Consider the following 25,034-nt stretch of genomic DNA (forward strand, 5'->3'; position numbering starts at 1 on the left):
AAAATATTTGTATTTTAGCCGAAATATGTTGTTTTTTAATAAACATATTGGGTGCTAATTAAAATTCAGATAATTTGAATGAAAAAATTAGTAGATTTGCACGGAACAAAAAAATAATAAATATTAAGCACTATTCTCTGTGACGGAATTTTTAGGAGGGAAGTACATCGAGAATAACAGGATTTTAGGTTATAAAACTACTGAAACTATGAAGAAACTTTTTTTACTTTTATTAACGGCGTTTTTATTTATCGGCTGCAGCTCTGATGATGATACTATCTATGACTATGTAGGAACATGGTCAGGTTCTTATGATGGAAATGATAAAGGAGTTTGGAACTTCGTGGTAGATGAGAGTGGTAAAGTGGTAGGAACAATGCATTCCGATGTTAATAATGAAAACTATAGTATTACCGGGAATTTAAGTGAGACAGGAGATCTTAATGCAAGAGTAGGACTTCCTTCACAGGGAGATTTTAAGGGAACGCTAACGACAGAAAAAAAAGGAAACGGAAACTGGTCCAACTCAATTCCTACACCTGCCAAGTCAGGGACCTGGAAAGGAGAGAAGAAATAAAAAATAAAAAAGTCTGCAGAATCTACTGCAGACTTTTTTATTTAAACAAATCCCATGTGGGTAATCTCATCGTGATCATTCTTAAGGACTATAAAATAAAGAAGAAGATCGTTTTCTGAAAAATATTTTTTAAAAGACTTATCTTGTTGGTGATTCCAGCTGATTATTTCTTCATTATTTTCTATGCTATAATTTTTAGAATCTAATTTTAAAGTTAAAATCACTGCATGATCTGATGTACAGTGATCATTTTTATACAGAATTTGACCCTCAATTCTCACACAATCCAAAACATTATTGACTGTACCTAGTTGAAATTCTCTCAACAGTTTTTTCCCTTCTTCAGTCTTTAAACCATTTTCAACCGTTCGCTTTCCCCTTCCGGAAACCATATCCAAATCTTTGATCGTTGTCATAACCTTTGCAAACTTCTGGTAGAGGAGTGGATCGCCTGCTTCTTTAATATACACTTCCAGACTTTTCCGGATTATCTTCCCAATTTTGGAACAGTGCCCGAATTCCGAGCTGTTCTGCCGGACTTTCTCATACGACGGACTTTTTTTAAAAGCAGCTTTATTGAACCCGCTTTTCTTCCGAACTACATTTTTACCGTTCAGATTATAAAATACAAGGTCACCTACAGCACCCGTGATTGTAATGAGACTTTCATATGTTGCCATATCTTCAAAATAGAGATCAAATATACCAATAAATACTTGAAAACAAAATTTTAACATATATTTATAATATAGTTGTAGTATAGTTATATTATAATTAAAATATAAACTGTATATTTGTAATGTATTTTGTTAATTAATTATAAATCAGAAGAGTATGGGAACGGAATTATTTCAACAAAAAATGAAAATAAAGCAGATAGTTGTTGTACTGGCAGCGTCTGTTTTTGTAGTTTCCTGTGGATCCTCCAAAAGTGCCACAAATAAAAAATCAAATACGAAAACAGTTGCCAAATCTGAGAACCTCAGAAAACTGGATTCAAAATTTGATGGTAACGTATCAAGATCTATCAGTGATATTCTGAAAGATGCCGAAAAATACATTGGAACTCCTTATAAATTCGGAGGAAATACACCATCAGGATTTGACTGTTCCGGATTCACTGTAAAAGTGTTTGAAGAAAATGATTTCAATCTTCCAAGAAGATCTTCTGATCAGGCTGAAGCAGGAAAAAATATCGATATTAAAGACGTAAAACCCGGTGATCTTTTGTTTTTTGCAACAGCAGGCGGAAGCAGGGTGTCTCATGTAGGGATTGTTCATGATATTGGTCCTGACGGAGAAGTGAAGTTCATCCATGCCTCTACCTCAAAAGGAGTAATGATTTCATCCCTGAACGAAAAGTACTGGAACAAGGCATATCTTCATGCCCAAAGAGTTCTGTGAAAATCTCATCAATAATTAAAAAAATCAATAGAAATGGGCTTTAGCCTATTTAATGAAAGATCAAACTGTCGGTTGGCTCTAGCCAAAACTTATATATAATCATACTCTTTAGCCATTCCGTTAAAAATTCATATAATTTTCACCACTACTCCGGAAGATAGAAATTCGTTTTAAATTATAATCTTTCTGCCATTAATTGCAATAGCATTGCACCGCAAAACTCAGCAAATTTGCCAAAAACTATTATCATATGGCAAATTTCATCAGATTCTTTATTCCTGTATATTTCATACTTTTCTTTGTTGTTTCCTTTGTTGGAATTAGTTACAAAGTAGCCAAACAGATTGGTAAAAGCCCTAATGTTCTGCCCGGGGATGATTCTGCATATGGGCTGGTAGGATTGTATTTTAAGATTATTCTGTTTGCATTGTTATGTAATACTTCTTTCATTTTTTTATGGCGATATTTCATCTGTTTTTAAAATTACTTTCCTGGAGTATACTGTCTTTCAATATTTCGGATTTATTTTAATGATCCTGGCTTTAATTTGGGTTATCACAGCTCAGTTTCAAATGAAAAACTCCTGGCGGATCGGGATCGATAATACAACAAAAACAGAATTGATAACTCACGGATTATTCAGGTTTTCAAGAAATCCTATATTTCTTGGAATGACAATGAGTCTTTTTGGTTTTTTTCTTGTTATCCCAACTGTAACTGTTTTTGTTTTTCTTTTGGTTGGAAATATTTTAATGCAGATTCAGATAAGGCTTGAAGAGGAGTATTTGGTAAAAGCACACGGACAAATTTACCTGACTTATAAAAAGAGGGTGAATCGCATGCTGAGCCTTTATTAAAAGCATAACGTTAAAAACCGTTTTGCTGAACTTTTTTGTATCTTTGGCCGGTATAATTTTTCAAACTAATTTAAATAAGAAACATGTCGTTACAACAAACTATTGAAAACATTTGGGATAATAGAGAATTATTGCAGAATGAAGACAGCCAAAAGGCGATCAGAGAGGTTATTTCTTTAGTTGATAAAGGTGAACTTCGTACTGCAGAGCCTACAGAAAACGGATGGCAGGTAAATGAATGGGTGAAAAAAGCTGTAGTAATGTATTTTCCGATCCAGAAAATGGAAACTATTGAAGTAGGTCTGTTTGAATTTCATGATAAAATGCCTTTAAAGAGAAACTATGCTGAAAAAGGGGTGAGAGTTGTACCACATGCAGTGGCGAGAGAAGGAGCTTACATTGCTCCGGGTGTTATTTTAATGCCATCTTATGTAAACATTGGTGCTTACGTAGATTCAGGAACAATGGTAGATACATGGGCGACTGTAGGAAGCTGCGCACAGATCGGTAAAAACGTTCACCTGAGTGGTGGTGTAGGTATCGGTGGGGTATTGGAGCCGTTACAGGCTGCTCCGGTAATCATTGAAGATGACTGCTTTATCGGTTCAAGATGTATCGTTGTAGAAGGAGTTCACGTAGAAAAAGAAGCAGTATTGGGTGCAAATGTAGTATTGACAGCTTCTACAAAAATTATCGACGTTACAGGAGATACACCTATCGAAATCAAAGGAAGAGTTCCTGCACGTTCTGTTGTAATCCCTGGAAGCTATACAAAACAATATCCAGCTGGAGAATATCAGGTACCATGTGCATTGATCATTGGTCAGAGAAAGGAATCTACAGATAAGAAAACATCTCTGAATGATGCATTGAGAGAGAATAATGTAGCTGTTTAAGATTAATATTGTAAGCTAATACCACAATCTTGAAAGAAAAATTCCTTAAAATACTATTAAACCCTAAATATATATTTGGGGTTTATCTTATTATATCGGTTGTTACAGCAATTTCCAAATACCTGAGAGGAGATTATGCGATCAATAATTACCTGATTTTTAAAAACGTATTCTTTAATACTATTCATCAGAAAAACTTATTTATCCATTATCCCGATCTTTATTTTGATTTAAATCATTATGGTGTATTTTTCAGTGCATTGATTGCACCGTTTGCCATGATGCCGGATTGGCTCGGAATCTCTCTTTGGAATATTGCCAATACTTTTATCTTCATCTATGGTATTTATAAACTGCCGTTTTCAGACAGTAAAAAAGCAATTTTTGGACTGCTTTGTCTTCAGGAATACATTACGGCAGCTTTAAGTCTGCAGTTCAATGTAGCACTGACAGGCCTTTTGCTGTTATCTGCAGTATACATTTACGAAAGAAAAGAAGTAAAGTCTGTAACCGCCATTTTAATAGGAATATTTGTGAAAATCTACGGAATTGTAGGATTAACGCAGTTTTTCTTCATTAAAAATAAAGCCAAATTTATTCTTTCAGGAATAGCTATTGCAGTATTGTTTTTCGTACTTCCAATGGCGTATTCAAGTCCGCAGTTTGTGATTCAGTGTTATTCAGACTGGTTTCAGTCTATCGTAGAGAAGAATAATGAAAATCAGGTATTAGGAAATATGCAGGATATCTCTCTGATGGGCTTTGTAAGAAGAGTCTTAGGAGATGCATCCATTTCTAATCTCGTGTTTTTAGCGGGTGGATTACCACTTTTTGCCTTACCTTATATCAGAATCAAGCAGTATAAGCACTATGCTTTCCAATTGATGATCCTGGCTTCAACATTACTGTTTTTAGTATTGTTCAGCTCCAGTTCAGAATCTCCAACCTACATTATTGCTGTTGTAGGAGTCCTGATCTGGTTTTTCCTTCAGAAAGAAAGAACACCGCTTATTATAGGATTGCTTGTTTTTGTCATTATTTTTACTTGTTTTTCAACTTCCGATCTATTCCCGAAATTTGTAAAAGAAAACTATATCATCAAATATTCATTAAAAGCTGTACCTTGTATTGTAATCTGGTTGAGAGTAACTTATGAGCTACTAACTAAAGATTTTGAGAGAAATTACAGCCTGAATTAATAAATATGAAGAAAATTTCAATTGTAATTCCCGCCTATAACGAAGAAGGAAACGTTGCCATGATCCATCAGAAAATTAAAGAAGTTTTTGATGGTTTAAGCAGCTATGACTTTGAAATCATATTTGTAAATGACGGCAGCAGAGACAATACCCAGCAAAAACTGGAAGAACTTTCCAACCAATATGATGAAGTGAAATTCATTGAGTTTTCGAGGAACTTTGGCCATCAGCCAGCCGTAAAAGCGGGAATGGACAGCGCTCAGGGAAATGCAGTTATTTCGATGGACGGAGATCTACAGCATCCGCCAGAGCTTATTCCGGAAATGATTCAGAAATGGGAGGAAGGCTATGATGTGGTTTTTACTTTCAGGACTTATCCTAAGGAAATATCCTTCTTTAAAAGAAAGACATCGGATTTATTTTACAAGCTTTTATCAAGTCTGTCAGACGTTAATTTGACGAAAGGAGGCGGTTCAGATTTCAGATTACTGGATGCTAGGGCAGTGGATGTAATGAGAAACTTTAATGAAGACGACTTATTCCTCAGAGGACTGACAAGCTGGATGGGATTTAAACAGATAGGAATCGACTTTACCGCCGCAGAAAGACTTTCGGGGAAAAGTAGCTACAATCTTAAAAAGATGTTCACTTTTGCCTTTACGGGAATCACAGCTTTCAGTGTAAAACCACTGTATCTGGCGGCTTATCTGGGCTTTTTATTTTCAGCACTTTCAGTAATCGGATATGGTACCTATGTGATTCATTCATTTATTGCCAAAACGGAGATCTCTGGTTGGGCATCCTTGATTATGACCATTGTTTTCTTCGGAGGACTTCAGTTGATCATCCTCGGAATCATGGGAATTTATTTAGGTAAAATATTTAAACAGGTGAAAGACAGACCTAATTATATTATTAAAAACAAAAATTTTTAGAATGGTTTTATTGAGTTTTGATATTGAAGAATTTGATATGCCATTAGAATATAAGGGTGAAATTCCCTTTGAAAAGCAGATTTCAATTTCACAGACAGGATTAGAGAGGATTCTCGATATCCTTAAAAAACATAATGCTAAAGCAACTTTCTTTTCCACAGTCGTTTTTGCAGAAAACAGCAGACATCTTATCGAAAGGTTGTTAAATGAAGGTCACGAACTGGCTTCTCACACATGGTTTCATTCAGAATTTGAAAACAAACACCTGAAGGAATCAAGAGAAAAACTGGAAGAATTATTTTCCACAAAGGTTACCGGATTAAGAATGCCGAGAATGATGCCTGTGGATGAAAAAGAAGTGGAAAAAGCAGGATATTCATACAATTCATCCATCAACCCTACATTTTTGCCGGGAAGATATAATAATTTAAAAGTATCCAGAACTTATTTTAAAGAAGGAAATGTAACTCAGGTTCCGGCTTCAGTTTCACCCAATTTCAGAATTCCTTTGTTTTGGTTAAGTTTTCACAATTTTCCTTTATTTTTCTACAAAAAACTGGCTTTGGACAGTTTGAAAAAAGACAAATATCTGAATATTTATTTCCATCCGTGGGAATTTGCAGAAATCAAAGATGAAGCCTTTAAGCTTCCTGGATTTACTGTAAAAAATTCAGGAAAAGATATGGTAGAAAGGTTTGATTCATTTGTTGGATGGCTGAAACAAAAAGGACATACATTCGGTACATTTCAGGAATTCCAAAAACAGATACAGCGATGAAGATTGCCTTTGATGCAAAACGGTTTTTCCACAATACCTCCGGTCTGGGAAACTACTCGAGAGATCTCGTAAGAATTCTTTCTGAATATGAACCGGATAACGAATATCTGTTGCTCAACAAAAACAAATCGGAGAGAGGAAAAGATATTATGGAATGCCCTAATGTTCATTTTATTGAAACCTCAAAAGGAAATCTGTCCCGCCAGCTGAAAATGGGTAAAGATGCTCAAAAACAGGGAGCTGATATTTTCCATGGATTATCCGGCGAACTGCCTTTAAAATGGGATCTAAAACCTATTAAAAAGGTCGTTACTATTCATGATCTGATCTTTGTAAGATATCCGCAGTATTATTCTTTTTTTGACAGGAAAATCCATTTCTGGAAATTTAAAAAAGCGGCTGATACGGCTGATAAAATTATCGCTATCTCAGAACAGACCAAAAGAGATATCATCCGGTATTTAAAAGTTTCTGAAACTAAGATTAAGGTCATTTATCAGGGATGTCATCACGCTTTTAAAGAACAGCAGTCTCCGGAACTGATGGAGGCTGTAAAAGAGAAGTTTCAGCTTCCCGAAAGATTTGTACTCAACGTTGGAACCATCGAAGAGCGCAAAAACCTTCTGAATGTTGTAAAAGCAATCAATGGTACAGAAATTCCTCTTGTAGTAGTAGGAAGAAAGACCAAATATTATAAGAGAATAGAACGCTTCCTGAAAAAAAATAAAATGGAAAAGCAGGTGCTCTTCCTCGAAGGAGTTTCTATGGATGAGCTGGCTTGCCTTTATAAACTGGCAGATATTTTTGTCTATCCAAGCTTTTTTGAAGGCTTTGGAATCCCTGTCATTGAGGCTCTTTTCTCCAAAACTGTCGTAGTTACAAGTAATACCAGCTGTCTGCCGGAAGCAGGTGGAAAAGACTCTGTGTATGTGAATCCTGACAATGATCTTGATATCCGGGCCAAACTAAAATTTCTATGGGAAAATGAATCCGAGAGAAAACGCCGTGAGGAAAAGGGTTTCGAGTTTGTTCAGAAGTTTAATGATGAACCGATCGCAAAGGAGCTTATGAGTTTTTATCAAAAAATTATCTGAAAAAACTTTGCATTTTAAAAATAAATCCTACATTTGCATCATAATTCAATACAATGAAACCAACTTTTTTAGCATTACATCATTATCATCATCATCTCTGTTAGGCGGAATTGATTGATATAAGTATGTGCTAAAATCAAAATAATTAAAACCGTCTGAGTAAATAGGCGGTTTTTTTGTTTCCTGAATTCTTCTCAGAAATTTCAATAGATCAGTTTTTATTTGCTCGGACCCAAAAAAGGCAAAATGAGTAAATTAAAAATTGCAATCCAAAAAAGCGGCCGGCTTTACGAAGAATCTTTACAGCTTCTCAAAGACTGCGGAATCTTTGTCAACAATGGTAAAGACCAGCTCAAAGTTTCAGTAGATAACTTTCCAATGGAAATCATGTACCTTCGGAACTCAGATATCCCGCAATATCTGGAAGATGGAGTGGTAGATGTTGCTATTCTGGGCGAAAATCTCCTGATTGAAAAAGGTAAAAACATTACCACAATCCAGAAACTTGGTTTCTCAAAATGCCGTGTTTCACTGGCTGTTCCCAAAGAAGTGGAAACCGACGAAATCTCTTATTTTCAGGGTAAAAAAATTGCTACCTCTTATCCTAATACTCTCAAAAGCTTTTTAGAAAAAAAAGGAATTGTATCAGACATTCACGTTATTTCAGGCTCTGTAGAAATCGCTCCTAATATTGGTCTGGCAGATGGAATATGTGATATTGTAAGTTCCGGAAGTACATTATTCAAAAACGGATTAAGAGAAACAGTCACTTTGCTGAAATCGGAAGCTGTTTTGGCTCAAACTCCCCAATTATCGGCTGAAAAAGAAGCCATTCTTGAAAAATTCGTATTCAGAATCAAAGCTGTTTTAAAAGCAAAAAATTCAAAATACATTCTGATGAATGTTCCCAATGAAAAAATTCAGAAAGTAGCCGAAGTACTTCCTGTATTAAAGAGTCCTACAGTTATTCCACTCGCAGAAGAAGGCTGGAGCAGTATTCATTCTGTTATTGATGAAGAACGCTTCTGGGAAGTCATTGACGAACTGAAAGAAAATGGAGCTCAGGATATCTTAATCATTCCAATTGATAAAATGGTTATTTAGAAAAATGATAATACTGAATGTTAGTCAACGCAAAAGCGCAATGAAAATAAAATTGAATGCCATATAGCTTAATGATTAAAAAAATGAAATAATACAATGAAAATATACAGATATCCTATAAAAGACACCTGGAAAGATTTGGTAAAACGTCCTGTCCTTGAGCAGAAAGAAATTTCAGGTTTGATTACAGAAATATTCACAGAAGTTGAAAAAAACGGAGATAAAGCTTTAATAGAATTCAACAGAAAATTTGACAAAGCAGATACTAAAAAAATAAAAGTTTCTGATGTTGAAATTCAGGAGGCAGAAAAGCAGATCAATGATGAGTTGAAACAAGCCATTCAACAGGCTAAAGAGAATATTTCAACATTTCACGCCTCTCAAAAACAGGAAATCCAGAAAATTGAGACGACGAAAGGAGTTGTTTGCTGGCGTGAAAACCGTGCTGTAGAGAGAGTTGGAATTTATATTCCTGGAGGAACTGCTCCTTTATTTTCCACAGTGCTGATGCTTGCGGTGCCTGCAAATCTGGCTGGATGTAAAGAAATTGTACTGTGTACGCCCCCGGATAAGAATGGAAATATCAACCCTGCTATCCTTTATACGGCAAAGCTTTGCGGGGTTTCAGAGATCTTTAAAACAGGCGGAGCACAGGCTGTCGCAGCCATGACTTTTGGAACAGATAGCATTTCTGCCGTCAATAAAATTTTCGGTCCTGGAAATCAGTTTGTCGTGGCTGCCAAAGAATATGCACAGCGTTACGGAGTCGCTATCGATATGCCGGCGGGTCCGAGTGAAGTTCTTGTCATAGCCGATGAGCAGGCAGTTCCTGATTTTTGTGCTGCAGATCTTCTTTCACAGGCAGAACACGGAAGTGATAGCCAGGTTGTTTTCATTACCACAAGTCTTAAAGTATTTGAAGAGACGATAGAAGCTGTTGATCATCAGATCAGAGATTTACCGAGAGGTGAATTTGCAGGTCAGGCTTTGGAAAACAGCTCTTTTATTTTAGTAAATTCCCTGGAAGAGGCTCTTGAGTTCAGTAATCTTTATGCTCCGGAACACCTTATTTTGGCCATCAATGATTTTGAAAAATATATTCCGGAGGTTCAGAATGCAGGGTCTGTTTTCCTTGGGAACTATTCTTGTGAGAGCGCAGGAGATTATGCCAGCGGAACCAATCACACACTTCCTACAAACGCCTATGCGAAAAATTACAGCGGTGTATCACTGGATAGCTTTGTGAAGAAAATAACGTTTCAGCAGCTTTCAAAAAAAGGTCTTCAGAATTTAGGAAAAACAATAGAGCTTATGGCAGAAGCAGAAGGACTGTTTGCCCACAAAAATGCAGTATCCATAAGATTAAAATAATGAGTTTTGGAAAATGCAAAGACGCAAAAGAAGTATAATTGAGGTGTTTTTTAAAACGTAAGGATTTTATCTCTGATAAAATTGAATAATGCATAATTGAACCACAAAATAAAACACATGCCTTTGCTGAAAATCTTAGATTTTCTTGCGCCTAAAAAAATAAGATAAAAACTTCGCGCCTTTGTGTTTATCAAAAAGAAGCTTAAAAAATAATACAATGAAAAATAACAGTATCAAAACTTTAGTAAGAAAAAATATATTAGAATTACAACCCTACATCAGTTTCAGAGATCACAATGAATTCAATGCTCCGGTAATGCTGGATGCCAATGAAAGTCCATTCGGAGAATGTAACCGCTATCCGGATTCTACCCAAAAAAGACTTAAAAACAAGCTTGCGGGGCTTAAAAAAGTTTCTCCATCACAGATTGCCATAGGAAACGGAAGCGATGAGCTGATAGACCTTATCATTAAAATTTTCTGTGAGCCTAAAAAAGATGCCATTCTGATGATGAATCCTTCCTTTGCGATGTATGGTTTTTATGCAACAATCAATGAGAATAAAGTTTTGAAACTGGATCTGGATGAAAACTTTGAAATAGTAAAAGATAATTTCTTAAAGACGGTCGAAGACCCTTCATTGAAGATTTTCTTTTTATGTTCACCCAATAACCCTACCGGAAATTGTATTGATGATATTGAATTCTATCTTCAGAATTTCAACGGAATTGTTGTAGTAGATGAAGCCTACATAGAATTTTCCGGAAAAAAATCAAGTCTGGAACTGCTGGATAAGTATGCTAATCTGATCGTTCTGCAAACCTTTTCTAAGGCATGGGGAATTGCCGGAGCGAGAGTAGGAATGGCTTATTCATCTGAAGAAATTATCAGCCTGATCAACACGGTAAAAGCACCTTATAACGTAAATGTATTGAGCCAGGAGCTTATTTTAAAAACTTTGGATGAAGAAAACAGACTTCAGGAAAACGTAAGCCGTATTCTGGAAGAGAGAACATGGCTGAAACAGCAGTTTGAAGGAATTGCATGCATTTCTAAAATATTTTCAACGGATGCCAATTTCTTTCTGATCAGAATGGAAAATGTTGATTCAGTGTATACAAGAATGCTGGAAGAGGAAGTCTTAACCAGCAGAAGAGATCCGGCTATTCCTGGATGTATCAGGATTAATGTGGGAAACCGTGCAGAAAATGAAAAATTAATTAGCCTTTTGAAAAGTATTTAACAATGAAAAAAGTACTCTTTATAGACCGAGACGGAACACTGATTATTGAACCACCTACAGATTTTCAGGTAGATTCTCTGGAAAAGCTTGAGTTTTATCCGGGAGTTTTTCAGAACCTTGCGAAAATTGTCAGTGAGTTAGATTATGAATTGGTGATGGTAACCAATCAGGATGGCTTAGGAACGGAAAGTTTTCCTGAAGAAGATTTCATAAAACCCCATACAAAAATGTTGCAGGCATTTGAAAACGAAGGGATCATTTTTAGTGATATTTTGATTGACAAAAGCTTTGAATCCGAAAATCTTCCTACCAGAAAACCAGGAATCGGAATGCTGGAAAAATATATTTATGGCAATTATGATCTTGAAAATTCCTATGTAATTGGTGATCGAAGTACTGATGTTCAACTTGCTAAAAATCTTAAATCTAAAGCTATTTATCTTAATCAAAACTTTAATAAGGAAGCTGAGCTGTCTACAACCAAATGGTCTGAGATTTATCATTTCTTAAAATCTGGAATGCGAAAGGCTAAAGTCTCCCGCAAAACTAATGAAACAGATATCAAAATTGAAGTCAATCTTGATGGAAACGGAAGATCAGATATTTCAACCGGGCTTCACTTTTTTGATCACATGCTGGACCAGATTGCGAGACACGGAAATATGGATCTTACGATTAAAGTAAACGGAGATCTTGCTGTAGATGAGCACCACACGATTGAAGACACAGGAATTGTACTGGGAGAAGCTGTTTTAAAAGCCTTAGGAAAGAAAAAAGGAATTGAAAGATATGGTTTCCTGCTCCCGATGGATGACTGTCTTTCTCAGGTGGCTATTGATTTTGGAGGAAGATCATGGCTGGTTTGGGATGCTGAGTTTAAAAGAGAAAAAATAGGAGATGTACCTACAGAAATGTTTTTTCATTTCTTTAAGTCGTTTACAGATGCTTCAAAATCTAATCTGAATATCAAAGCAGAAGGAGATAATGAACACCACAAAATTGAGTCCATCTTTAAAGCCTTTGCAAAAGCCGTTAAAATGGCAGTGAATCAATCTGATGCTAATTACAGTCTGCCTTCTACAAAAGGAAGTTTATAAATATGATTGCCATAATAAAATACAACGGAGGAAATGTAAACTCTGTACAGAATGCTCTCAACAGGCTAAAAGTTGATTCTGTCATAACAGATGATCCTGAGCAGATCTTGAAAGCCGATAAGGTGATCTTTCCAGGCGTAGGGGAAGCTTCATCCACCATGAGACTGCTGAAGGAGAAAGAACTTGATCTCCTGATACCGAGCCTTAAACAACCTGTTTTAGGAATATGTCTGGGCATGCAGCTGATGTGCAAGGAAAATGAAGAAGGAGATACAGAAGGAATGGGGATTTTTGATATCAATGTCAGAAAATTTCCATCAAAGGATATTGTTCCGCATATGGGATGGAATACAGTTTCAGGGCAGACTTCACCACTGTTTTCAGGAATTGAAAAGAGCGGTGATGTTTATTTCGTTCACAGCTATTATTGTGAGCTTTCGGACTTTACAACTTCTGTCTGTGATTATATCCTGCCATTCAGTGCATCATTGCAGAAAGATAATTTCTATGCAGTACAGTTTCACCCTGAAAAATCAGGAACGGTGGGAAATCAGATCGTTAAGAACTTTATAAATTTATAATGATGAAAATAATTCCGGCTATTGATATTATCGACGGGAAGTGTGTCCGTTTGTCAAAAGGAGATTACAGCACAAAGAAAATATACAATGAAGACCCTGTAGAAGTAGCAAAAGAATTTGAGAGTTTCGGTATTCAGTTTCTTCATTTAGTAGATCTTGATGGTGCGAAATCAAAGCACATTGTCAACCAAAAGGTTCTGGAAAATATTGCTAATTCTACTTCGCTGCATATCGATTTTGGAGGAGGCTTAAAAACTCAGGAGGATATTGAAACAGCCTTTAATTCCGGGGCAAAACAGATCACTTTAGGAAGTATTGCAGTTCAGAACCCAGAATTCTGCTATGAAATGCTGCAAAAATATGGTGCTGAGAAAATTATTTTAGGGGCTGACTGTGAAAACAGAAAGATTAAAACCTCTGGATGGCTCGAAGAAAGTGATAATGATATCATTGATTTTATTCTTCAATATCAGGAAAAAGGAATGCAGGCCACTATATGTACTGACATTGCAAAGGATGGTATGCTGGAAGGTCCGTCAACAGGGCTTTACATTGAAATCTTATATAAAACATCCGTTCAGCTGGTGGCAAGTGGAGGGATTTCCGGGATTGCTGATGTCTATAAAATGAAAGATATCGGCTGTACAGGAACAATCATTGGAAAAGCAATTTACGAGGGGAAAATAAACTTACAACAACTTCAAAATTTTATTGAAAATGCTTAAGAAAAGAATTATTCCATGTCTGGATATAAAAGATGGATCTACAGTAAAAGGGGTCAATTTTGAAGATCTTAAAAATGCAGGAGATCCGGTAGTGCTCGCTAAAAAGTATGAGAAGGAAGGAGCTGATGAACTTGTTTTCCTTGATATTACGGCAACTATTGAAAACAGAAAAACCTTTATAGAACTGGTAAAAGATATTGCAAAAGAGCTCAGCATCCCTTTTACTGTGGGTGGAGGAATTTCGTCTGTGGAAGATGTAAGAAAGCTTTTGGAAGCAGGTGCAGACAAGATCAGTATCAATTCCTCAGCGGTAAAAAATCCGGCACTTATTTCTGATTTAGCCAAAGAATTCGGAAGCCAGTGCGTTGTTGTGGCTATTGATACAAGACAAGTTGGTGATAAAGACCTCGTTCATATCAAAGGAGGAAGAGAAGCAACAGAACTTCATACTTTGGAATGGGCAAAGGAAGCGGAACGTTTGGGTGCAGGAGAAATTCTACTGACTTCGATGGATGGAGATGGCACGAAAAACGGTTTTGATCTTCGTATTACAAAATTGGTTTCAGACAATATAAGTATTCCTGTGATTGCTTCCGGAGGTGCAGGCACGGCAAATGACTTTGTTAAAGTATTTAATGAAACAAAAGCTACAGGAGGGCTGGCAGCCAGTATTTTTCATTTTAATGAAATGGGCATTCAGGATTTAAAACAACAGCTAAAAACTCAAAAAATAGAAGTACGATGAAAATAGATTTTAATAAAGATAATGGACTTGTTCCGGTAGTCATTCAGGATAATAGAACATTGCAGGTATTGATGTTAGGCTACATGAATGAAGAGGCTTTTGAAAAAACAAAAAAAGAAGGAATTGTTACTTTTTTCAGTCGCTCCAAAAACAGACTTTGGACAAAGGGCGAGGAATCAGGCAATTTTTTAACCGTAAAAAGTATGGACATAGATTGTGATCAGGACACCATTCTAATCAAAGTGGTTCCAAAGAATGTGGTTTGTCATACGGGAAGTTTCAGTTGTTTCGGAGAAAAAGATGCTAAAGGATTTTTGTATGAACTTGAAGATAAAATATCTCAGAGAATAGATACTAAATCTGAAGGTTCTTATACTTACTCATTATATCAGAGAGGAATCAATAAAATGGCTCAAAAAGTAGGAGAGGAAGCAGTAGAACTTGTGATAGAAGCAAAAGATAATAACGAAAATCTTTTTAAAAATGAAGCTGCAGATCTTTTGTATCACTTCTTGATTTTATTAAAAGCGAAAGGTTTTTCACTGGAAGAGATAGAGAAGATTCTTCAGGGCAGGAATAAATAAATGTTTTTAATTAAAAAAAATAGACCAATATCTTATAACTTATGACTCCGTTACAAAAAGCTAAAAATCTTATAGATAGTGAGCAATACATGGCTGCTGTTACAATGTTGCATAATTTAAATAGATTATCTCCAAAATCTGAAAATTACAGATTATTATTGATGGCAAATTGCAGGTATCATTTGGAAGAATATGATTGGGCAATTGACATTGCTGATAAACTGTTACAAAATGATGTACAGAATGAATTAGCTTCTCAGATAAAATATTTATCCTATTTTGAACTTAAAGATTTTGATAGTGCTCTGGCAGAGATAATACATTTTTTATCACATAATGAAGCAGATCTTTATAAAGTAACTTTGGAAGAATTATTAACAGATATCAATGATGGATTTATTAATGATGAAGACATAATTTCTAAAATTAAAGAATTAGCATTACAAAATAACTGTTTAAAGTAAAATGAGATACTGAATATTGGGCCTTTATAAAAATAGCAGGAGAGTCCTCCTGCTATTTCTTTTACTCTGAATCTGAAGATATTTTATCTTTCAATCATGATATTTTTAACAAAAGTCTGATCACCTACTTTTAAAACTCCGATATACACTCCGTTTTGAAGGCCGGAAACATCAACCTTCTTTTCATTATTTACTTTAAGCATCGTCCTTCCGATAGCATTGCTGAGTTCAAAGCTGAAATTGCTTTCTTTAGCATCCGGTAATTCAATATTGAGAATATTATTGGCTGGGTTAGGATAAATTTTTACGGTTTCTAGTGAGTTTTTGGAAGCAGGTTTGCTCATAGTAGTAGAAGCCGCTGCAAAGTGCTGTAATGCCCCTACAGTTGCTTTTCCAATTTTGTAAACATAGACAGGGTCCATGTTGGTAAAAGTATCCTTAGAGCTGTGAGGGTAGCTGCTTCTTATTCTTTCAAAAAATCCGGTAATCACCTCACCTTTCTGTTCAAAAGGAATATAATCGGTATCTTCTGCCGGATCCACAGCAGTTTGAAGAGGAGAGTAGAGTGCCGTACAATTTCTCAACTGTTGAGTGACAGCTGCGGAAGCTGCATTGTTGCTGGAAACTCCTCCCTGGTCTTCGTCACAATATACGGTTGTATTATTATTTCCTTTCACACCTCCTACCTGATCAAGATTGAAGACAAGTTTAATATCCAATTTGCGGACACCTCCCTGGTATACCACATTATTCACATAATGGCTGCTTCCTTTTAATCCCTGCTCTTCACCAGAAAAATGGATAAATTTTATTGAGTATTCAGTAGGTACATTTCTCAGAATTCTTGCGGCTTCAAGAATAATAGAAGTTCCACTTCCGTTATCATTCACTCCCGGGCCATAGATGGTATCGAAGTGCCCGCAGATAATAACATATTTATTAGGATAAAGCGTTCCGGTTTTGGTAATGATTAAGTTTTTTGAGCTGGTACTTCCAAAAGTAAAAGGACTTTCTTCTATCTGACTGGCAGTATAGCCGTAGGAAAGATACTTGTTTTTGATCCAGTTCAATGTATTGGTATTTGCTACTGAGCCCGTAGTTTTTACTCCTAAATTACTAAACTCCTGAAGATTTGTAGTGATATTGGTTTGGGTGACCATATCCGCTCTGTCTTTATAAGCCTGGATAAAGCTTTGAGCCCCGATACTCTGCATCATCAATGCAGTGCATAAAACTGTTGTAAATTTTTTCATATATGATATTATTTTGGTAATACTAATGTAGTAAATAAATCACAATGAAGTGTTTAATGTTTTAAAATAAAATGAAACTTTTGCTATGTTATCAATATATTTCGCATTGAAGTACATATGTGTGTTGTAAATGCTTTAATGTTGATGATTGATAAAAAAGGAAAACCTCTGAACAGTTTCAAAGGTTTTTATAATTTAATGTTATATTGTATTACGAACTATCTTTCAATCATCACTTTTCTTACTACAGTCTGATCTCCGGCTTTTAAAATCCCAAGATAAGCACCATTCTCCAATCCGGAAGCATTGATTTTTGTTTCGTTGGTTCTCTTGAAAATAGATCTTCCCTGAAAGTCGGTAATTTCAAAAGTGAAATTCTTGATTCCGGAATCAGGAAGTTCAATATTAATGACATCCTTTACTGGATTTGGGTAGATTTTTACAGTTTCCAATGTGTTTTTTATAACAGCTTCGTGCGTTCCCAATGTTCCTGTAGCAACTGCGAAATGCTGAAGTGCTCCCACAGATGCTTTTCCTATATTGTAAATGTATACGGGATCTGTATTGGCAAAAATATCATTTACCGTATGCGGATATGTACTTCTGATCCTCTCAAAGAACCCTGTGATCACTTCGCCTTTCTGTTCAAAAGGGATATAGTCTGTATCAGCTGCCGGATCCACGGCTGTCAGAAGAGGTGAGTAAAGTGCAGTACAGTTTCTCAGTTCCTGGGTCACCGTTGCAGAAGCTGCATTGTTTGAGGTAAGTCCTCCCTGATCTTCATCACAGTAAACAGTATTGTTATTATTTCCCATAACACCACCTACCTGATCCAGATTAAAAACAAGTTTAATATCCAAAATACGGATACCACTCTGATAAGCTACATTGTTTACATAATGTTTGCTTCCCAAAAGTCCTTGTTCTTCTCCGGAAAAATGAATGAATTTTATAGAATATTCTGTGGGTACATCTTTAAGAATCCTTGCTGCTTCAAGAATAATAGAAGTTCCGCTTCCGTTATCATTGATTCCCAAACCGGTAATACTGTCGAAATGCCCGCAGATAATGACATATTTATTGGGATATACTGTTCCTGTCTTTGTAATGACCAGGTTTTTAGAATTATAAATTCCTGAGGTAAAAGGATCTTCTGCCATCTGGCTGGCAGTATAACCATAAGAAAGGTACTTATTCTTAAGCCAGGTAAGCGCGTTGGCATTAGCCGTTGAACCCGTAGTCTTTACCCCCAAATTAGCAAACTCCTGAAGGTAAGTAGTAATATTGGTCTGAGTTACCATATTCGCTCTGTCCTGATAAGCCTGAATAAAACTTTGGGCTCCGAGACTTTGCATGACAATGGAAGCCAGTAAAAAAGTAGCTATTTTCTTCATTTTTATGATTGCAATACCTGAAATACTGATAAAATTAGCCTTCATCTGTATTTCAGGCCTGACATTATTTATTAATGATTATTTTCCTTGTTGTACTTCCCTTATCAGTCTTGATGGTAAATGTATAAACTCCATTTTTTAAACCTGTAGTATTTATTTTTTCCTGATTTTCAAGGATTAAAACGGTATTTCCCGCCATATCGTTTACCTCAATTTTGAATTGTTTTACTTTTTGCTGAAACTCCACTGTTACAAGATCTTTCGCAGGATTAGGATAAATTCTGATTTCTTCTGCTGATTTCTGTGCCGTAGCTTCATGGGTGTTTAAAAGATTATTCGATGTCGTGGCAACAGCAAAATGCTGAAGTGCTCCCACAGCCGCTTTTCCGACATTGAAGACATATACAGGGTCGATATTGGTATAGGTGTCACTTACCGTATGCTCATTATTACTTTGAATAGTTTCATAAAATCCGGTAATTGTATATCCTTTAGCTTCAAAAGGCATATAATCTGAGCTGTAAGCATGAGAAAGATTGGTCTGCAGAGGTGAGTAGAGGCTGGTGCAGGTCATCAGCTCCTGTGTCATAGTATTTGATATTGCATTATTGGAAGACATTCCGCCTTCATCTCTTTCACAGTTGATGGTATTGTTATTATTTCCTATAAGGCCTCCTACCTGGTCAATATTTAAAACAAGTTTTATATCCAGAACCTTTGTGCCTCCCTGATAAGCTACATTGTTTACATAATGGTTACTTCCTACCAAACCTTGTTCTTCCCCTGAAAAATGAATAAACTTGATAGAATACTCTGTAGGAATATTTTTCAGAATTCTTGCCGCTTCAAGAATAATAGACGTTCCACTGCCATTATCACTTACCCCAGGTCCTACGATGGTATCGTAATGCCCGCAGATAATGACATATTTGTTGGGATATAAAGTACCGGTTTTTGTGATAATCAGGTTTTTTGACGGATTACCCACATAGGTGAAAGCATCTTCAGAAAAATCATTGACTGTATATCCATAAGACAGATATTTGTTTTTAAGCCAGTCTAGCGCATTATTATTAGCTGTTGTACCTGTTTTTTTTATTCCAAACCCGGCAAATTCCTGGAGGTTGGTATTGATATTGGCTTGCGTGACCATATCAGCCCGGTTTTTATAAGCCTGAATAAAACTCTGTGCACCAATATTTTGCAGTGCAATGGAAGTCAGCAGAAAAACTACAGCTTTTTTCATTTTTGATACTTATTTTTAAGAATTGTAAATATAGCAATAAATCATTATTTATTATTGATAATTAAATCTTGTTTACTGTAATTGTTTGATTTTTTAACAATAATATATCTTTTTATACTGTTTGTTGGTATGTTAGGTTGGTATTCATTAAATGAATTGTATTTGTTTATATTTTTCTATCATTTTGATGATTTTATGTTGAAAATTTAATAAGTTATTATTCAAACGAGTAGATATTATTAATGATACATCAAAATTAACAGATGCTGAAGCTGAATTTTAACCTGAAAACATGTGAAAGAGAAGGGTATAAAACAAAAAAATCCCGGGAAATCCCGGGACTTATATTGATAACAAAATCTATTCTACATTATTTTACTTGATCTACAACAGCTTTGAAAGCTTCAGGGTGATTCATTGCTAAATCTGCTAAAACTTTTCTGTTAAGTTCGATGTTGTTCTTTTTAAGAGCTCCCATAAATTGAGAGTAAGACATTCCGTGCTCTCTAGTTCCCGCGTTGATACGAGTGATCCAAAGTGCTCTGAAGTTTCTCTTTTTCTCTTTTCTACCACGGTAAGCATATTGCATTGCTTTTTCTACCGCGTTTTTAGCTACAGTCCAAACGTTCTTTCTTCTACCGAAAAAACCTTTAGCTTGCTTAAAAATTTTCTTTCTGCGAGCTCTTGAAGCTACGGCATTTACTGATCTTGGCATAATTTAAATTGTTTTTTTGAAAAGGGCGGCAACTGATGTTACTCTTATTTGCACCGTTTCAGGGTTAAAATGTTGAATTTGGTTTGAATTCTTATAAACCGAATATAGATTTATAAAAACTACTTAATTGCTAATTGACGTTGTACGCTTTTTTCATCCACTTTAGCTACGTAAGAAGTAGTAGTAAGATTTCTCTTCTGCTTAGTTTCTTTCTTAGTTAAGATGTGGCTTTTGTAAGCGTTCTTTCTTTTGATCTTACCAGATCCGGTAAGAGCAAAACGTTTCTTAGCACCTGATTTCGTTTTTAATTTTGGCATTGTTCTGCTTTTTTATTGTTTTTGTTATCAATATCTGTTTTGGTTACCCCTAAGGACATTAGGAATAATAGTGTGCAAAGATACGAAAAAAAACAATCCGAACTTTTATAATCTATGATTTTATCGTTTGATATAAAAAAAACGCCTCTGAAAAGAGACAGTTATATGATAAATCTAATTTTCTGGTAAAAGTCTTCATCAAACTAACAGTTTTAGAATAACCCTTGAGAGTTGTACCTACATTGAAAATATAGCTGATAATCGGGATTGCAGTGTTTTTCAATTCTCTTTAATATTGATGAATAGAATGAATAAAATTTCGGTGTATGAAAACAATAATATGCAGTGTCCTTTTTATGCTGACTTCAGTTCCAGTTTGTACTCAGGAAACAAAAAGTAATTCCCAGTTAGTTACATCTATTCCGGAAAAGAATATAGAGATCCCATTTTCCAGCCTCAAAAATTTAAACTTTTAATTTAAAATATGCTATCATCTGCTGACTTACACTTGGAAAGATTATTATTTCTTGCTGTCTTGATTATATTTTTCGGAACAGGATTTTTATGCATGCTCATCACTTTTATTATTAATTCTATACAAAAGAAGAATAAAAAAGGACGGTATTATATTCTTGTATTTCTTATTGCCGGACTTGTCGGAGTAGTCTTAGCTGCATTTTACTGTTATATGATACTGTTTGAACAGGCTGAAATCTATATGCCTTAAAAGATTTGATAGAGTAGATCCTAAAAAAAATAAACTAAAAACCACTGTTATCAGGGATGTTTTCATGCAATCGCTTTTATTACCTTTAATTCGAAGATTTATTAAAAAATAAAACGGTGAAGTACCTCGTGATTTTAACCTCATTTTTAGCATTGTCAGGCTGTAAAACCGATGCTCAGAAACTACACGTTTCTGCTATTTATTCTGAGGCCAAACGGGTTACAAAAGACGTTCCCGGAACGAATTCAATACATACTTTTACAACTCGTAAAACTGTTACAGAACGCCTTGATCCGATGATTTTTATGCTTTCGAAAAATAAAGAAACACTGAAATTCAGGATACAGGGAAATATCAGTTCCGGCGGACATACCATTAATCAGGTTAGGACAATCCGTTTTGAAAAAGGAGAACAGAAAGGGAATAGTATTATGCTGAAATATTATGTTGAGATCAGGAAAAAATCAGGTAAAGAAAGTGCTGATGTGCAGGGTTATAATTATATAAAAGATGAAACCTACAAAACCCCGGATAATGTTAAAATAATAAAAATAGAATTGTATGAAGATCGAATCAACGATCAGCCAACTGAAAATCCAAATCTTATTGCTCAGCAAACTTTTAATTTCGTTGCGAGAATCTAAATATTTGAAAATGAGTAAAATTTGATATTTTTTGAATGTGTATCTGCCGGCATCTTGTGATGAAATTGCTTTTAATGATAATTTACTGACAGACGTTGACCTCAGATAAACATTAATTTTATAACTTTTATAGCTTTCTTTTTCACACCCAATTAAAAGATAAATTCTTATTTCGAACAAACACTACAAAAAAAGTATGGGTAAAAACACTAGCCAAATAAAATTGAGTGAAGAAGAAGCTGTAAAAGTAATAAGTTGAGCAATATTTTGATGAATTATCGGTTGATAATCAATGAATAAATTAATAAACCTAAAACCGGTTAAAAAATACCTGGACTTTTTTGGCCTGAAAAAAACAAAACCTAATTGCTGAAGAAATAATACAAAAACAATTGGCAGATATGCTTTGAAAATTAATAATGAAATAAACCTGCGCAATGAATAAGACTCTTGTTTTCCCATTGTTGGGTACCATTTTAATACTGCTCTCCAGCTGCAAAGATCCCGAAAGGAGAAAGATAAACTTTCCTTCACAGAATACGATTATTTAATTTCAATACAATCATTATAACCAGGAATGTTTTAATGCTTTCCAGGGGAATAAAATTTAACGAATGGCACACCGGATTTATCTATACAATTATGATCAAAAATCGAATCAAACATTCGATACCTATCTAGGAGAATGGAACTACGAAATTCCATTATTGCTGTATCCTCTGCTGGCAGAAGATATCACAGTGGAAGGTGTTGAGTTTTTCTCTGATAAAAACCAGGGAATTGTTCAGCTGCGTTATTTTTTCAATCTTCTGGCAGATACCTATCAGCTGCATTACAAAAAAGCTTACTATGAACCTGTCAATAGAATGTTTGAGTTTCTGGAAGCCTTGCCTTACGACTCTTTCGTATTGAATGCAACGGATGTTTTCAACATGAACGAAGAAAAACATAAGGTACAGGCAAAGGAATGGCTGGTGGAAATTCAGCAGAAAAAGAAGCTGTATAAAAAAGCTGTGGAAACTCAGAATCTTTCGTTGTTAGATCCCCTGTTCTCACAAACAGGATATTCCTCATTTCTCGAAATTTTACAAACCGACTGGATTAATTACGGATTGGGATATTTTGAAGAACTTGCTTATAAAAAAGCCGCATCTTCTATATTTGAAGAAGACGGAAAATTCGGTCTGAAGGATTCAAAAGGTGCTGTTTTAGCTCCGGCCATTTATGATGATATTTTTGAAGCAGACTATAATTATAGCATATCTGTGGTTCAGAAAGGTACTTTGTTTGGTTACCTGCAAAGTGATGGAAAAGAATGGATTCCTCCAGTGTATGAGGATGCTTTTGATGTATTCGATTTTGCCCAGGAACCTTTAGGTGAAGTAAAAGTGAATGGAAAATCAGGTATTTTAAAAATCTATTCAAACACCTGGCTGATTCCTGCTGATTACGATGCAATTGAAAGGATAGCTTATGGATTCTTAAGTGTAGAAAAAGACGGAAAATTTGGAGTTTACAGTGATGAAAATGGTCTTATTATTCCTGCTGAAAGTGAAAATTCCTATGAGTACGATTATTTTCCTGAACTTTTTTTTACCAAGCAAAAAGGAACCGGCAAACGTAAATATTATACGAAAGAAGGAAACTATCTGGGTGATTTTTTAGAAGGCAGCATCTTAAAAACAAGTGCCTGCTTCTGGATTAAACCGAATAAATTTGACAAAAAAGGAAGGTTAATAGATGAAAAAGGCAGCCTTATAATAGACGATGCTGATCAGCTGATTTTAATAGATAATTTTGAAATTCTCGCAATCCGTAAAGATAAAAGCTGGAAAATCTATCACGCCTTAAAACATCAGTTCCTGTTAGAAAATGAATCTATTATTAAAGTAAAAGCAGAATCAAATGTTGGATATAAAAACAATGTCTTTATCCTGGAAACCAAAACCGGAGTAGGACTTTTTGATGCAGACAGTGAGAGTTGGTTAATCAATCCTCAATCAGAAATTAAACAGATTCATTATGTGGAAAATGGATTTTTATCGATTCAAAAAAATGAAGGTTATCAATTGTTCGATTTTGAGAATGGTCTGTCAGCCCAATTGTATGATTATATTTCCAATCCTTTAAATTATAGAACGGAAGAAGGGCTGTTATTTTTATATCAGGGTGAAGCTATGTTCAGAATGCATGAAGATAAAAACATTCATAGGGTAGAAACTTCCGGGTATGGTGCTGTTTATTTGGACCGGTATTCATTTCGGGGGAAAGACTTAGAATATTTTACTTCCTTTTATAACCGTTGGAAGAGCCGGGCTGGTAAAAACTCCGAACAGTTCATGGAGGTCGGAATTATAAAAAAAATGGCTTTTGACGCAAAAGAAAATCAAAATTATCAGGAAGCCCTTCGTTTGTTTGAGTTATCTGCACAGAAAGACGACCTGGACAGCTGGGTAGAAATGGGGATATTACTCACCGATCCTGAGATTGAATCATTATTTGATCCGCAAAAAGGAATTGCATATTACGAAAAAGCAGCACAGCAAAATCATCCTGTAGCCTGGAACAATATTGGGGCTTTGTATCATAACGGAATAGGGTATTCTTTTAATATCAAAAAAGCGATTCAGGCTTACGGAAAAAGCGCTGAGCTGGGTGACGGAATGGCGCTTGCCAATCTAGGTGATCTGTATTATTTTGGAGAACATGTACTTCAGGATTATGATAAAGCTTTGGATTTTTATCAGAAAGCCGAGAAAAAATACTACTATAATTACGATAAAATCTCAGAAATCTATTACCAATTAAGAGATTATAAAAATCTTCTGGTGTATTTAAAGAAAGACTATGATCAGTCTTATTCAGGGATTTATTATGGTATTATTTACGAACTTGGTATGGGAGTAAAAGCAGATTTGAAGAAAGCTATTAAGTATTTTGAACAAGCTAATGCTTACAGTGCCTACGAATATGCAGCTCAACGTTTGGTGTATTACTATGGTGAAGATCCGGTATTTAAAAATGAAAAGAAATTTCAGAAATGGAGATCTTTCGCTGAAAAGCATGGTTTCGAAATAGATTAGC

Annotated in this window: 27 protein-coding genes; 21 read left to right on the forward strand and 6 right to left on the reverse strand. The window is 35.3% G+C overall.

Features of this window, described 5'->3' with window-relative positions:
• Positions 1–208: 208 nt before the first annotated feature.
• Positions 209–577, forward strand: a complete 369-nt coding sequence (locus tag KIK00_RS03720; RefSeq protein WP_255815210.1) for a hypothetical protein — start codon at positions 209–211, stop codon at positions 575–577.
• A gap of 41 nt (positions 578–618) precedes the next feature.
• Here KIK00_RS03720 and KIK00_RS03725 read toward each other — a convergent pair whose 3' ends face one another.
• Positions 619–1,257, reverse strand: a complete 639-nt coding sequence (locus tag KIK00_RS03725; RefSeq protein ID WP_255815211.1) for a hypothetical protein — start codon at positions 1,255–1,257, stop codon at positions 619–621.
• Between the two features lie 154 nt (positions 1,258–1,411).
• On the opposite strand from KIK00_RS03725, the gene KIK00_RS03730 reads away from it, so the two are divergent.
• From KIK00_RS03730 to KIK00_RS03810, 17 genes are all read left to right on the forward strand, one after another.
• Positions 1,412–1,981 (forward strand): C40 family peptidase, encoded by a 570-nt coding sequence (locus tag KIK00_RS03730; protein ID WP_370647733.1) that lies wholly within the window; start codon positions 1,412–1,414, stop codon positions 1,979–1,981.
• 250 nt (positions 1,982–2,231) lie between these two features.
• Positions 2,232–2,462, forward strand: coding sequence for a hypothetical protein (locus KIK00_RS03735; protein WP_255815213.1), 231 nt, complete (start codon positions 2,232–2,234; stop codon positions 2,460–2,462).
• 49 nt (positions 2,463–2,511) lie between these two features.
• Positions 2,512–2,838, forward strand: coding sequence for an isoprenylcysteine carboxylmethyltransferase family protein (locus KIK00_RS03740; RefSeq protein ID WP_255815214.1), 327 nt, complete (start codon positions 2,512–2,514; stop codon positions 2,836–2,838).
• Between the two features lie 83 nt (positions 2,839–2,921).
• Positions 2,922–3,734: a 2,3,4,5-tetrahydropyridine-2,6-dicarboxylate N-succinyltransferase gene (locus tag KIK00_RS03745; RefSeq protein ID WP_255815215.1), complete on the forward strand. Its 813-nt coding sequence runs from the start codon at positions 2,922–2,924 to the stop codon at positions 3,732–3,734.
• Between the two features lie 29 nt (positions 3,735–3,763).
• A complete protein-coding gene (locus KIK00_RS03750) occupies positions 3,764–4,933 on the forward strand; it encodes a glycosyltransferase family 87 protein (protein ID WP_255815216.1) in 1,170 nt (389 codons plus the stop codon).
• Positions 4,934–4,938: 5 nt separating this feature from the next.
• Complete coding sequence (locus KIK00_RS03755) at positions 4,939–5,868, forward strand: glycosyltransferase family 2 protein (RefSeq protein WP_255815217.1); 930 nt, start codon at positions 4,939–4,941, stop codon at positions 5,866–5,868.
• Between the two features lies 1 nt (position 5,869).
• Positions 5,870–6,646: a polysaccharide deacetylase family protein gene (locus KIK00_RS03760; RefSeq protein WP_255815218.1), complete on the forward strand. Its 777-nt coding sequence runs from the start codon at positions 5,870–5,872 to the stop codon at positions 6,644–6,646.
• Entirely contained in the window at positions 6,643–7,740 is a 1,098-nt protein-coding gene (locus KIK00_RS03765; protein WP_255815219.1) for a glycosyltransferase family 1 protein, read from the forward strand. The genes KIK00_RS03760 and KIK00_RS03765 overlap by 4 nt, the downstream gene beginning before the upstream one ends.
• Before the next feature lie 246 nt (positions 7,741–7,986).
• The gene (hisG, locus tag KIK00_RS03770; protein ID WP_255815220.1) at positions 7,987–8,844 is read left to right on the forward strand and encodes an ATP phosphoribosyltransferase; all 858 of its coding nucleotides are present in this window, start codon (positions 7,987–7,989) and stop codon (positions 8,842–8,844) included.
• Between the two features lie 96 nt (positions 8,845–8,940).
• A complete protein-coding gene (hisD, locus tag KIK00_RS03775; protein ID WP_255815221.1) occupies positions 8,941–10,215 on the forward strand; it encodes a histidinol dehydrogenase in 1,275 nt (424 codons plus the stop codon).
• Positions 10,216–10,432: 217 nt separating this feature from the next.
• Complete coding sequence (hisC, locus tag KIK00_RS03780) at positions 10,433–11,458, forward strand: histidinol-phosphate transaminase (RefSeq protein WP_255815222.1); 1,026 nt, start codon at positions 10,433–10,435, stop codon at positions 11,456–11,458.
• Between the two features lie 2 nt (positions 11,459–11,460).
• Positions 11,461–12,555, forward strand: a complete 1,095-nt coding sequence (hisB, locus tag KIK00_RS03785; RefSeq protein ID WP_255815224.1) for a bifunctional histidinol-phosphatase/imidazoleglycerol-phosphate dehydratase HisB — start codon at positions 11,461–11,463, stop codon at positions 12,553–12,555.
• Between the two features lie 2 nt (positions 12,556–12,557).
• Positions 12,558–13,136: an imidazole glycerol phosphate synthase subunit HisH gene (gene hisH, locus KIK00_RS03790; RefSeq protein WP_255815225.1), complete on the forward strand. Its 579-nt coding sequence runs from the start codon at positions 12,558–12,560 to the stop codon at positions 13,134–13,136.
• Between the two features lie 2 nt (positions 13,137–13,138).
• Positions 13,139–13,861, forward strand: coding sequence for a 1-(5-phosphoribosyl)-5-[(5-phosphoribosylamino)methylideneamino]imidazole-4-carboxamide isomerase (gene hisA / locus KIK00_RS03795; RefSeq protein WP_255816650.1), 723 nt, complete (start codon positions 13,139–13,141; stop codon positions 13,859–13,861).
• A complete protein-coding gene (gene hisF, locus KIK00_RS03800; RefSeq protein WP_255815227.1) occupies positions 13,854–14,606 on the forward strand; it encodes an imidazole glycerol phosphate synthase subunit HisF in 753 nt (250 codons plus the stop codon). Before hisA ends, hisF begins: the two co-directional genes overlap by 8 nt.
• Complete coding sequence (gene hisIE, locus KIK00_RS03805; RefSeq protein WP_255815228.1) at positions 14,603–15,190, forward strand: bifunctional phosphoribosyl-AMP cyclohydrolase/phosphoribosyl-ATP diphosphatase HisIE; 588 nt, start codon at positions 14,603–14,605, stop codon at positions 15,188–15,190. The genes hisF and hisIE overlap by 4 nt, the downstream gene beginning before the upstream one ends.
• Positions 15,191–15,231: 41 nt before the next feature.
• Positions 15,232–15,654 carry a hypothetical protein gene (locus KIK00_RS03810; protein WP_255815230.1) on the forward strand — a complete coding sequence of 141 codons (423 nt, stop codon included), beginning with the start codon at positions 15,232–15,234 and terminating at the stop codon, positions 15,652–15,654.
• 83 nt (positions 15,655–15,737) lie between these two features.
• Here KIK00_RS03810 and KIK00_RS03815 read toward each other — a convergent pair whose 3' ends face one another.
• The 5 genes from KIK00_RS03815 to rpmI all read right to left on the reverse strand — a co-directional run bounded on the left by KIK00_RS03815 (position 15,738) and on the right by rpmI (position 20,579).
• A complete protein-coding gene (locus KIK00_RS03815) occupies positions 15,738–16,907 on the reverse strand; it encodes a M20/M25/M40 family metallo-hydrolase (RefSeq protein WP_255815231.1) in 1,170 nt (389 codons plus the stop codon).
• Between the two features lie 218 nt (positions 16,908–17,125).
• Positions 17,126–18,301, reverse strand: coding sequence for a M28 family peptidase (locus KIK00_RS03820; protein ID WP_255815232.1), 1,176 nt, complete (start codon positions 18,299–18,301; stop codon positions 17,126–17,128).
• A gap of 64 nt (positions 18,302–18,365) precedes the next feature.
• Complete coding sequence (locus tag KIK00_RS03825; RefSeq protein ID WP_255815233.1) at positions 18,366–19,547, reverse strand: M28 family peptidase; 1,182 nt, start codon at positions 19,545–19,547, stop codon at positions 18,366–18,368.
• A gap of 370 nt (positions 19,548–19,917) precedes the next feature.
• On the reverse strand, positions 19,918–20,262 hold the full coding sequence (gene rplT, locus KIK00_RS03830; RefSeq protein ID WP_034694451.1) for a 50S ribosomal protein L20: 345 nt from the start codon (positions 20,260–20,262) through the stop codon (positions 19,918–19,920).
• A 119-nt stretch (positions 20,263–20,381) separates the two neighbouring features.
• Positions 20,382–20,579 carry a 50S ribosomal protein L35 gene (gene rpmI, locus KIK00_RS03835; RefSeq protein ID WP_002979658.1) on the reverse strand — a complete coding sequence of 66 codons (198 nt, stop codon included), beginning with the start codon at positions 20,577–20,579 and terminating at the stop codon, positions 20,382–20,384.
• Between the two features lie 484 nt (positions 20,580–21,063).
• On the opposite strand from rpmI, the gene KIK00_RS03840 reads away from it, so the two are divergent.
• The 3 genes from KIK00_RS03840 to KIK00_RS03850 all read left to right on the forward strand — a co-directional run bounded on the left by KIK00_RS03840 (position 21,064) and on the right by KIK00_RS03850 (position 25,033).
• A complete protein-coding gene (locus KIK00_RS03840; RefSeq protein ID WP_255815237.1) occupies positions 21,064–21,306 on the forward strand; it encodes a hypothetical protein in 243 nt (80 codons plus the stop codon).
• Between the two features lie 116 nt (positions 21,307–21,422).
• Complete coding sequence (locus KIK00_RS03845) at positions 21,423–21,950, forward strand: hypothetical protein (protein ID WP_255815238.1); 528 nt, start codon at positions 21,423–21,425, stop codon at positions 21,948–21,950.
• A 614-nt stretch (positions 21,951–22,564) separates the two neighbouring features.
• Positions 22,565–25,033: a tetratricopeptide repeat protein gene (locus tag KIK00_RS03850; protein WP_255815239.1), complete on the forward strand. Its 2,469-nt coding sequence runs from the start codon at positions 22,565–22,567 to the stop codon at positions 25,031–25,033.
• The last annotated feature ends 1 nt before the right edge of the window (position 25,034 follow it).

Source organism: Chryseobacterium sp. MA9 (genome assembly GCF_024399315.1).
In the GTDB taxonomy this organism is placed as follows: Bacteria; Bacteroidota; Bacteroidia; order Flavobacteriales; family Weeksellaceae; genus Chryseobacterium.

What these genes read in the sequence shown, in the direction of transcription:
- KIK00_RS03820 (WP_255815232.1), bottom strand. Translation starts at nt 18,301, where the DNA reads ATGAAGAAAATAGCTACTTTTTTACTGGCTTCCATTGTCATGCAAAGT.
- KIK00_RS03755 (WP_255815217.1), top strand. Translation starts at nt 4,939, where the DNA reads ATGAAGAAAATTTCAATTGTAATTCCCGCCTATAACGAAGAAGGAAAC.
- KIK00_RS03815 (WP_255815231.1), bottom strand. Translation starts at nt 16,907, where the DNA reads ATGAAAAAATTTACAACAGTTTTATGCACTGCATTGATGATGCAGAGT.
- KIK00_RS03735 (WP_255815213.1), top strand. Translation starts at nt 2,232, where the DNA reads ATGGCAAATTTCATCAGATTCTTTATTCCTGTATATTTCATACTTTTC.
- KIK00_RS03765 (WP_255815219.1), top strand. Translation starts at nt 6,643, where the DNA reads ATGAAGATTGCCTTTGATGCAAAACGGTTTTTCCACAATACCTCCGGT.
- KIK00_RS03745 (WP_255815215.1), top strand. Translation starts at nt 2,922, where the DNA reads ATGTCGTTACAACAAACTATTGAAAACATTTGGGATAATAGAGAATTA.
- KIK00_RS03725 (WP_255815211.1), bottom strand. Translation starts at nt 1,257, where the DNA reads ATGGCAACATATGAAAGTCTCATTACAATCACGGGTGCTGTAGGTGAC.
- hisC (WP_255815222.1), top strand. Translation starts at nt 10,433, where the DNA reads ATGAAAAATAACAGTATCAAAACTTTAGTAAGAAAAAATATATTAGAA.
- rpmI (WP_002979658.1), bottom strand. Translation starts at nt 20,579, where the DNA reads ATGCCAAAATTAAAAACGAAATCAGGTGCTAAGAAACGTTTTGCTCTT.
- KIK00_RS03740 (WP_255815214.1), top strand. Translation starts at nt 2,512, where the DNA reads ATGATCCTGGCTTTAATTTGGGTTATCACAGCTCAGTTTCAAATGAAA.
- KIK00_RS03730 (WP_370647733.1), top strand. Translation starts at nt 1,412, where the DNA reads ATGGGAACGGAATTATTTCAACAAAAAATGAAAATAAAGCAGATAGTT.
- KIK00_RS03850 (WP_255815239.1), top strand. Translation starts at nt 22,565, where the DNA reads ATGGCACACCGGATTTATCTATACAATTATGATCAAAAATCGAATCAA.
- hisH (WP_255815225.1), top strand. Translation starts at nt 12,558, where the DNA reads ATGATTGCCATAATAAAATACAACGGAGGAAATGTAAACTCTGTACAG.
- KIK00_RS03720 (WP_255815210.1), top strand. Translation starts at nt 209, where the DNA reads ATGAAGAAACTTTTTTTACTTTTATTAACGGCGTTTTTATTTATCGGC.
- KIK00_RS03825 (WP_255815233.1), bottom strand. Translation starts at nt 19,547, where the DNA reads ATGAAAAAAGCTGTAGTTTTTCTGCTGACTTCCATTGCACTGCAAAAT.
- hisF (WP_255815227.1), top strand. Translation starts at nt 13,854, where the DNA reads ATGCTTAAGAAAAGAATTATTCCATGTCTGGATATAAAAGATGGATCT.
- hisD (WP_255815221.1), top strand. Translation starts at nt 8,941, where the DNA reads ATGAAAATATACAGATATCCTATAAAAGACACCTGGAAAGATTTGGTA.
- rplT (WP_034694451.1), bottom strand. Translation starts at nt 20,262, where the DNA reads ATGCCAAGATCAGTAAATGCCGTAGCTTCAAGAGCTCGCAGAAAGAAA.
- KIK00_RS03840 (WP_255815237.1), top strand. Translation starts at nt 21,064, where the DNA reads ATGCTATCATCTGCTGACTTACACTTGGAAAGATTATTATTTCTTGCT.
- KIK00_RS03810 (WP_255815230.1), top strand. Translation starts at nt 15,232, where the DNA reads ATGACTCCGTTACAAAAAGCTAAAAATCTTATAGATAGTGAGCAATAC.
- hisA (WP_255816650.1), top strand. Translation starts at nt 13,139, where the DNA reads ATGAAAATAATTCCGGCTATTGATATTATCGACGGGAAGTGTGTCCGT.
- KIK00_RS03760 (WP_255815218.1), top strand. Translation starts at nt 5,870, where the DNA reads ATGGTTTTATTGAGTTTTGATATTGAAGAATTTGATATGCCATTAGAA.
- hisB (WP_255815224.1), top strand. Translation starts at nt 11,461, where the DNA reads ATGAAAAAAGTACTCTTTATAGACCGAGACGGAACACTGATTATTGAA.
- hisIE (WP_255815228.1), top strand. Translation starts at nt 14,603, where the DNA reads ATGAAAATAGATTTTAATAAAGATAATGGACTTGTTCCGGTAGTCATT.
- hisG (WP_255815220.1), top strand. Translation starts at nt 7,987, where the DNA reads ATGAGTAAATTAAAAATTGCAATCCAAAAAAGCGGCCGGCTTTACGAA.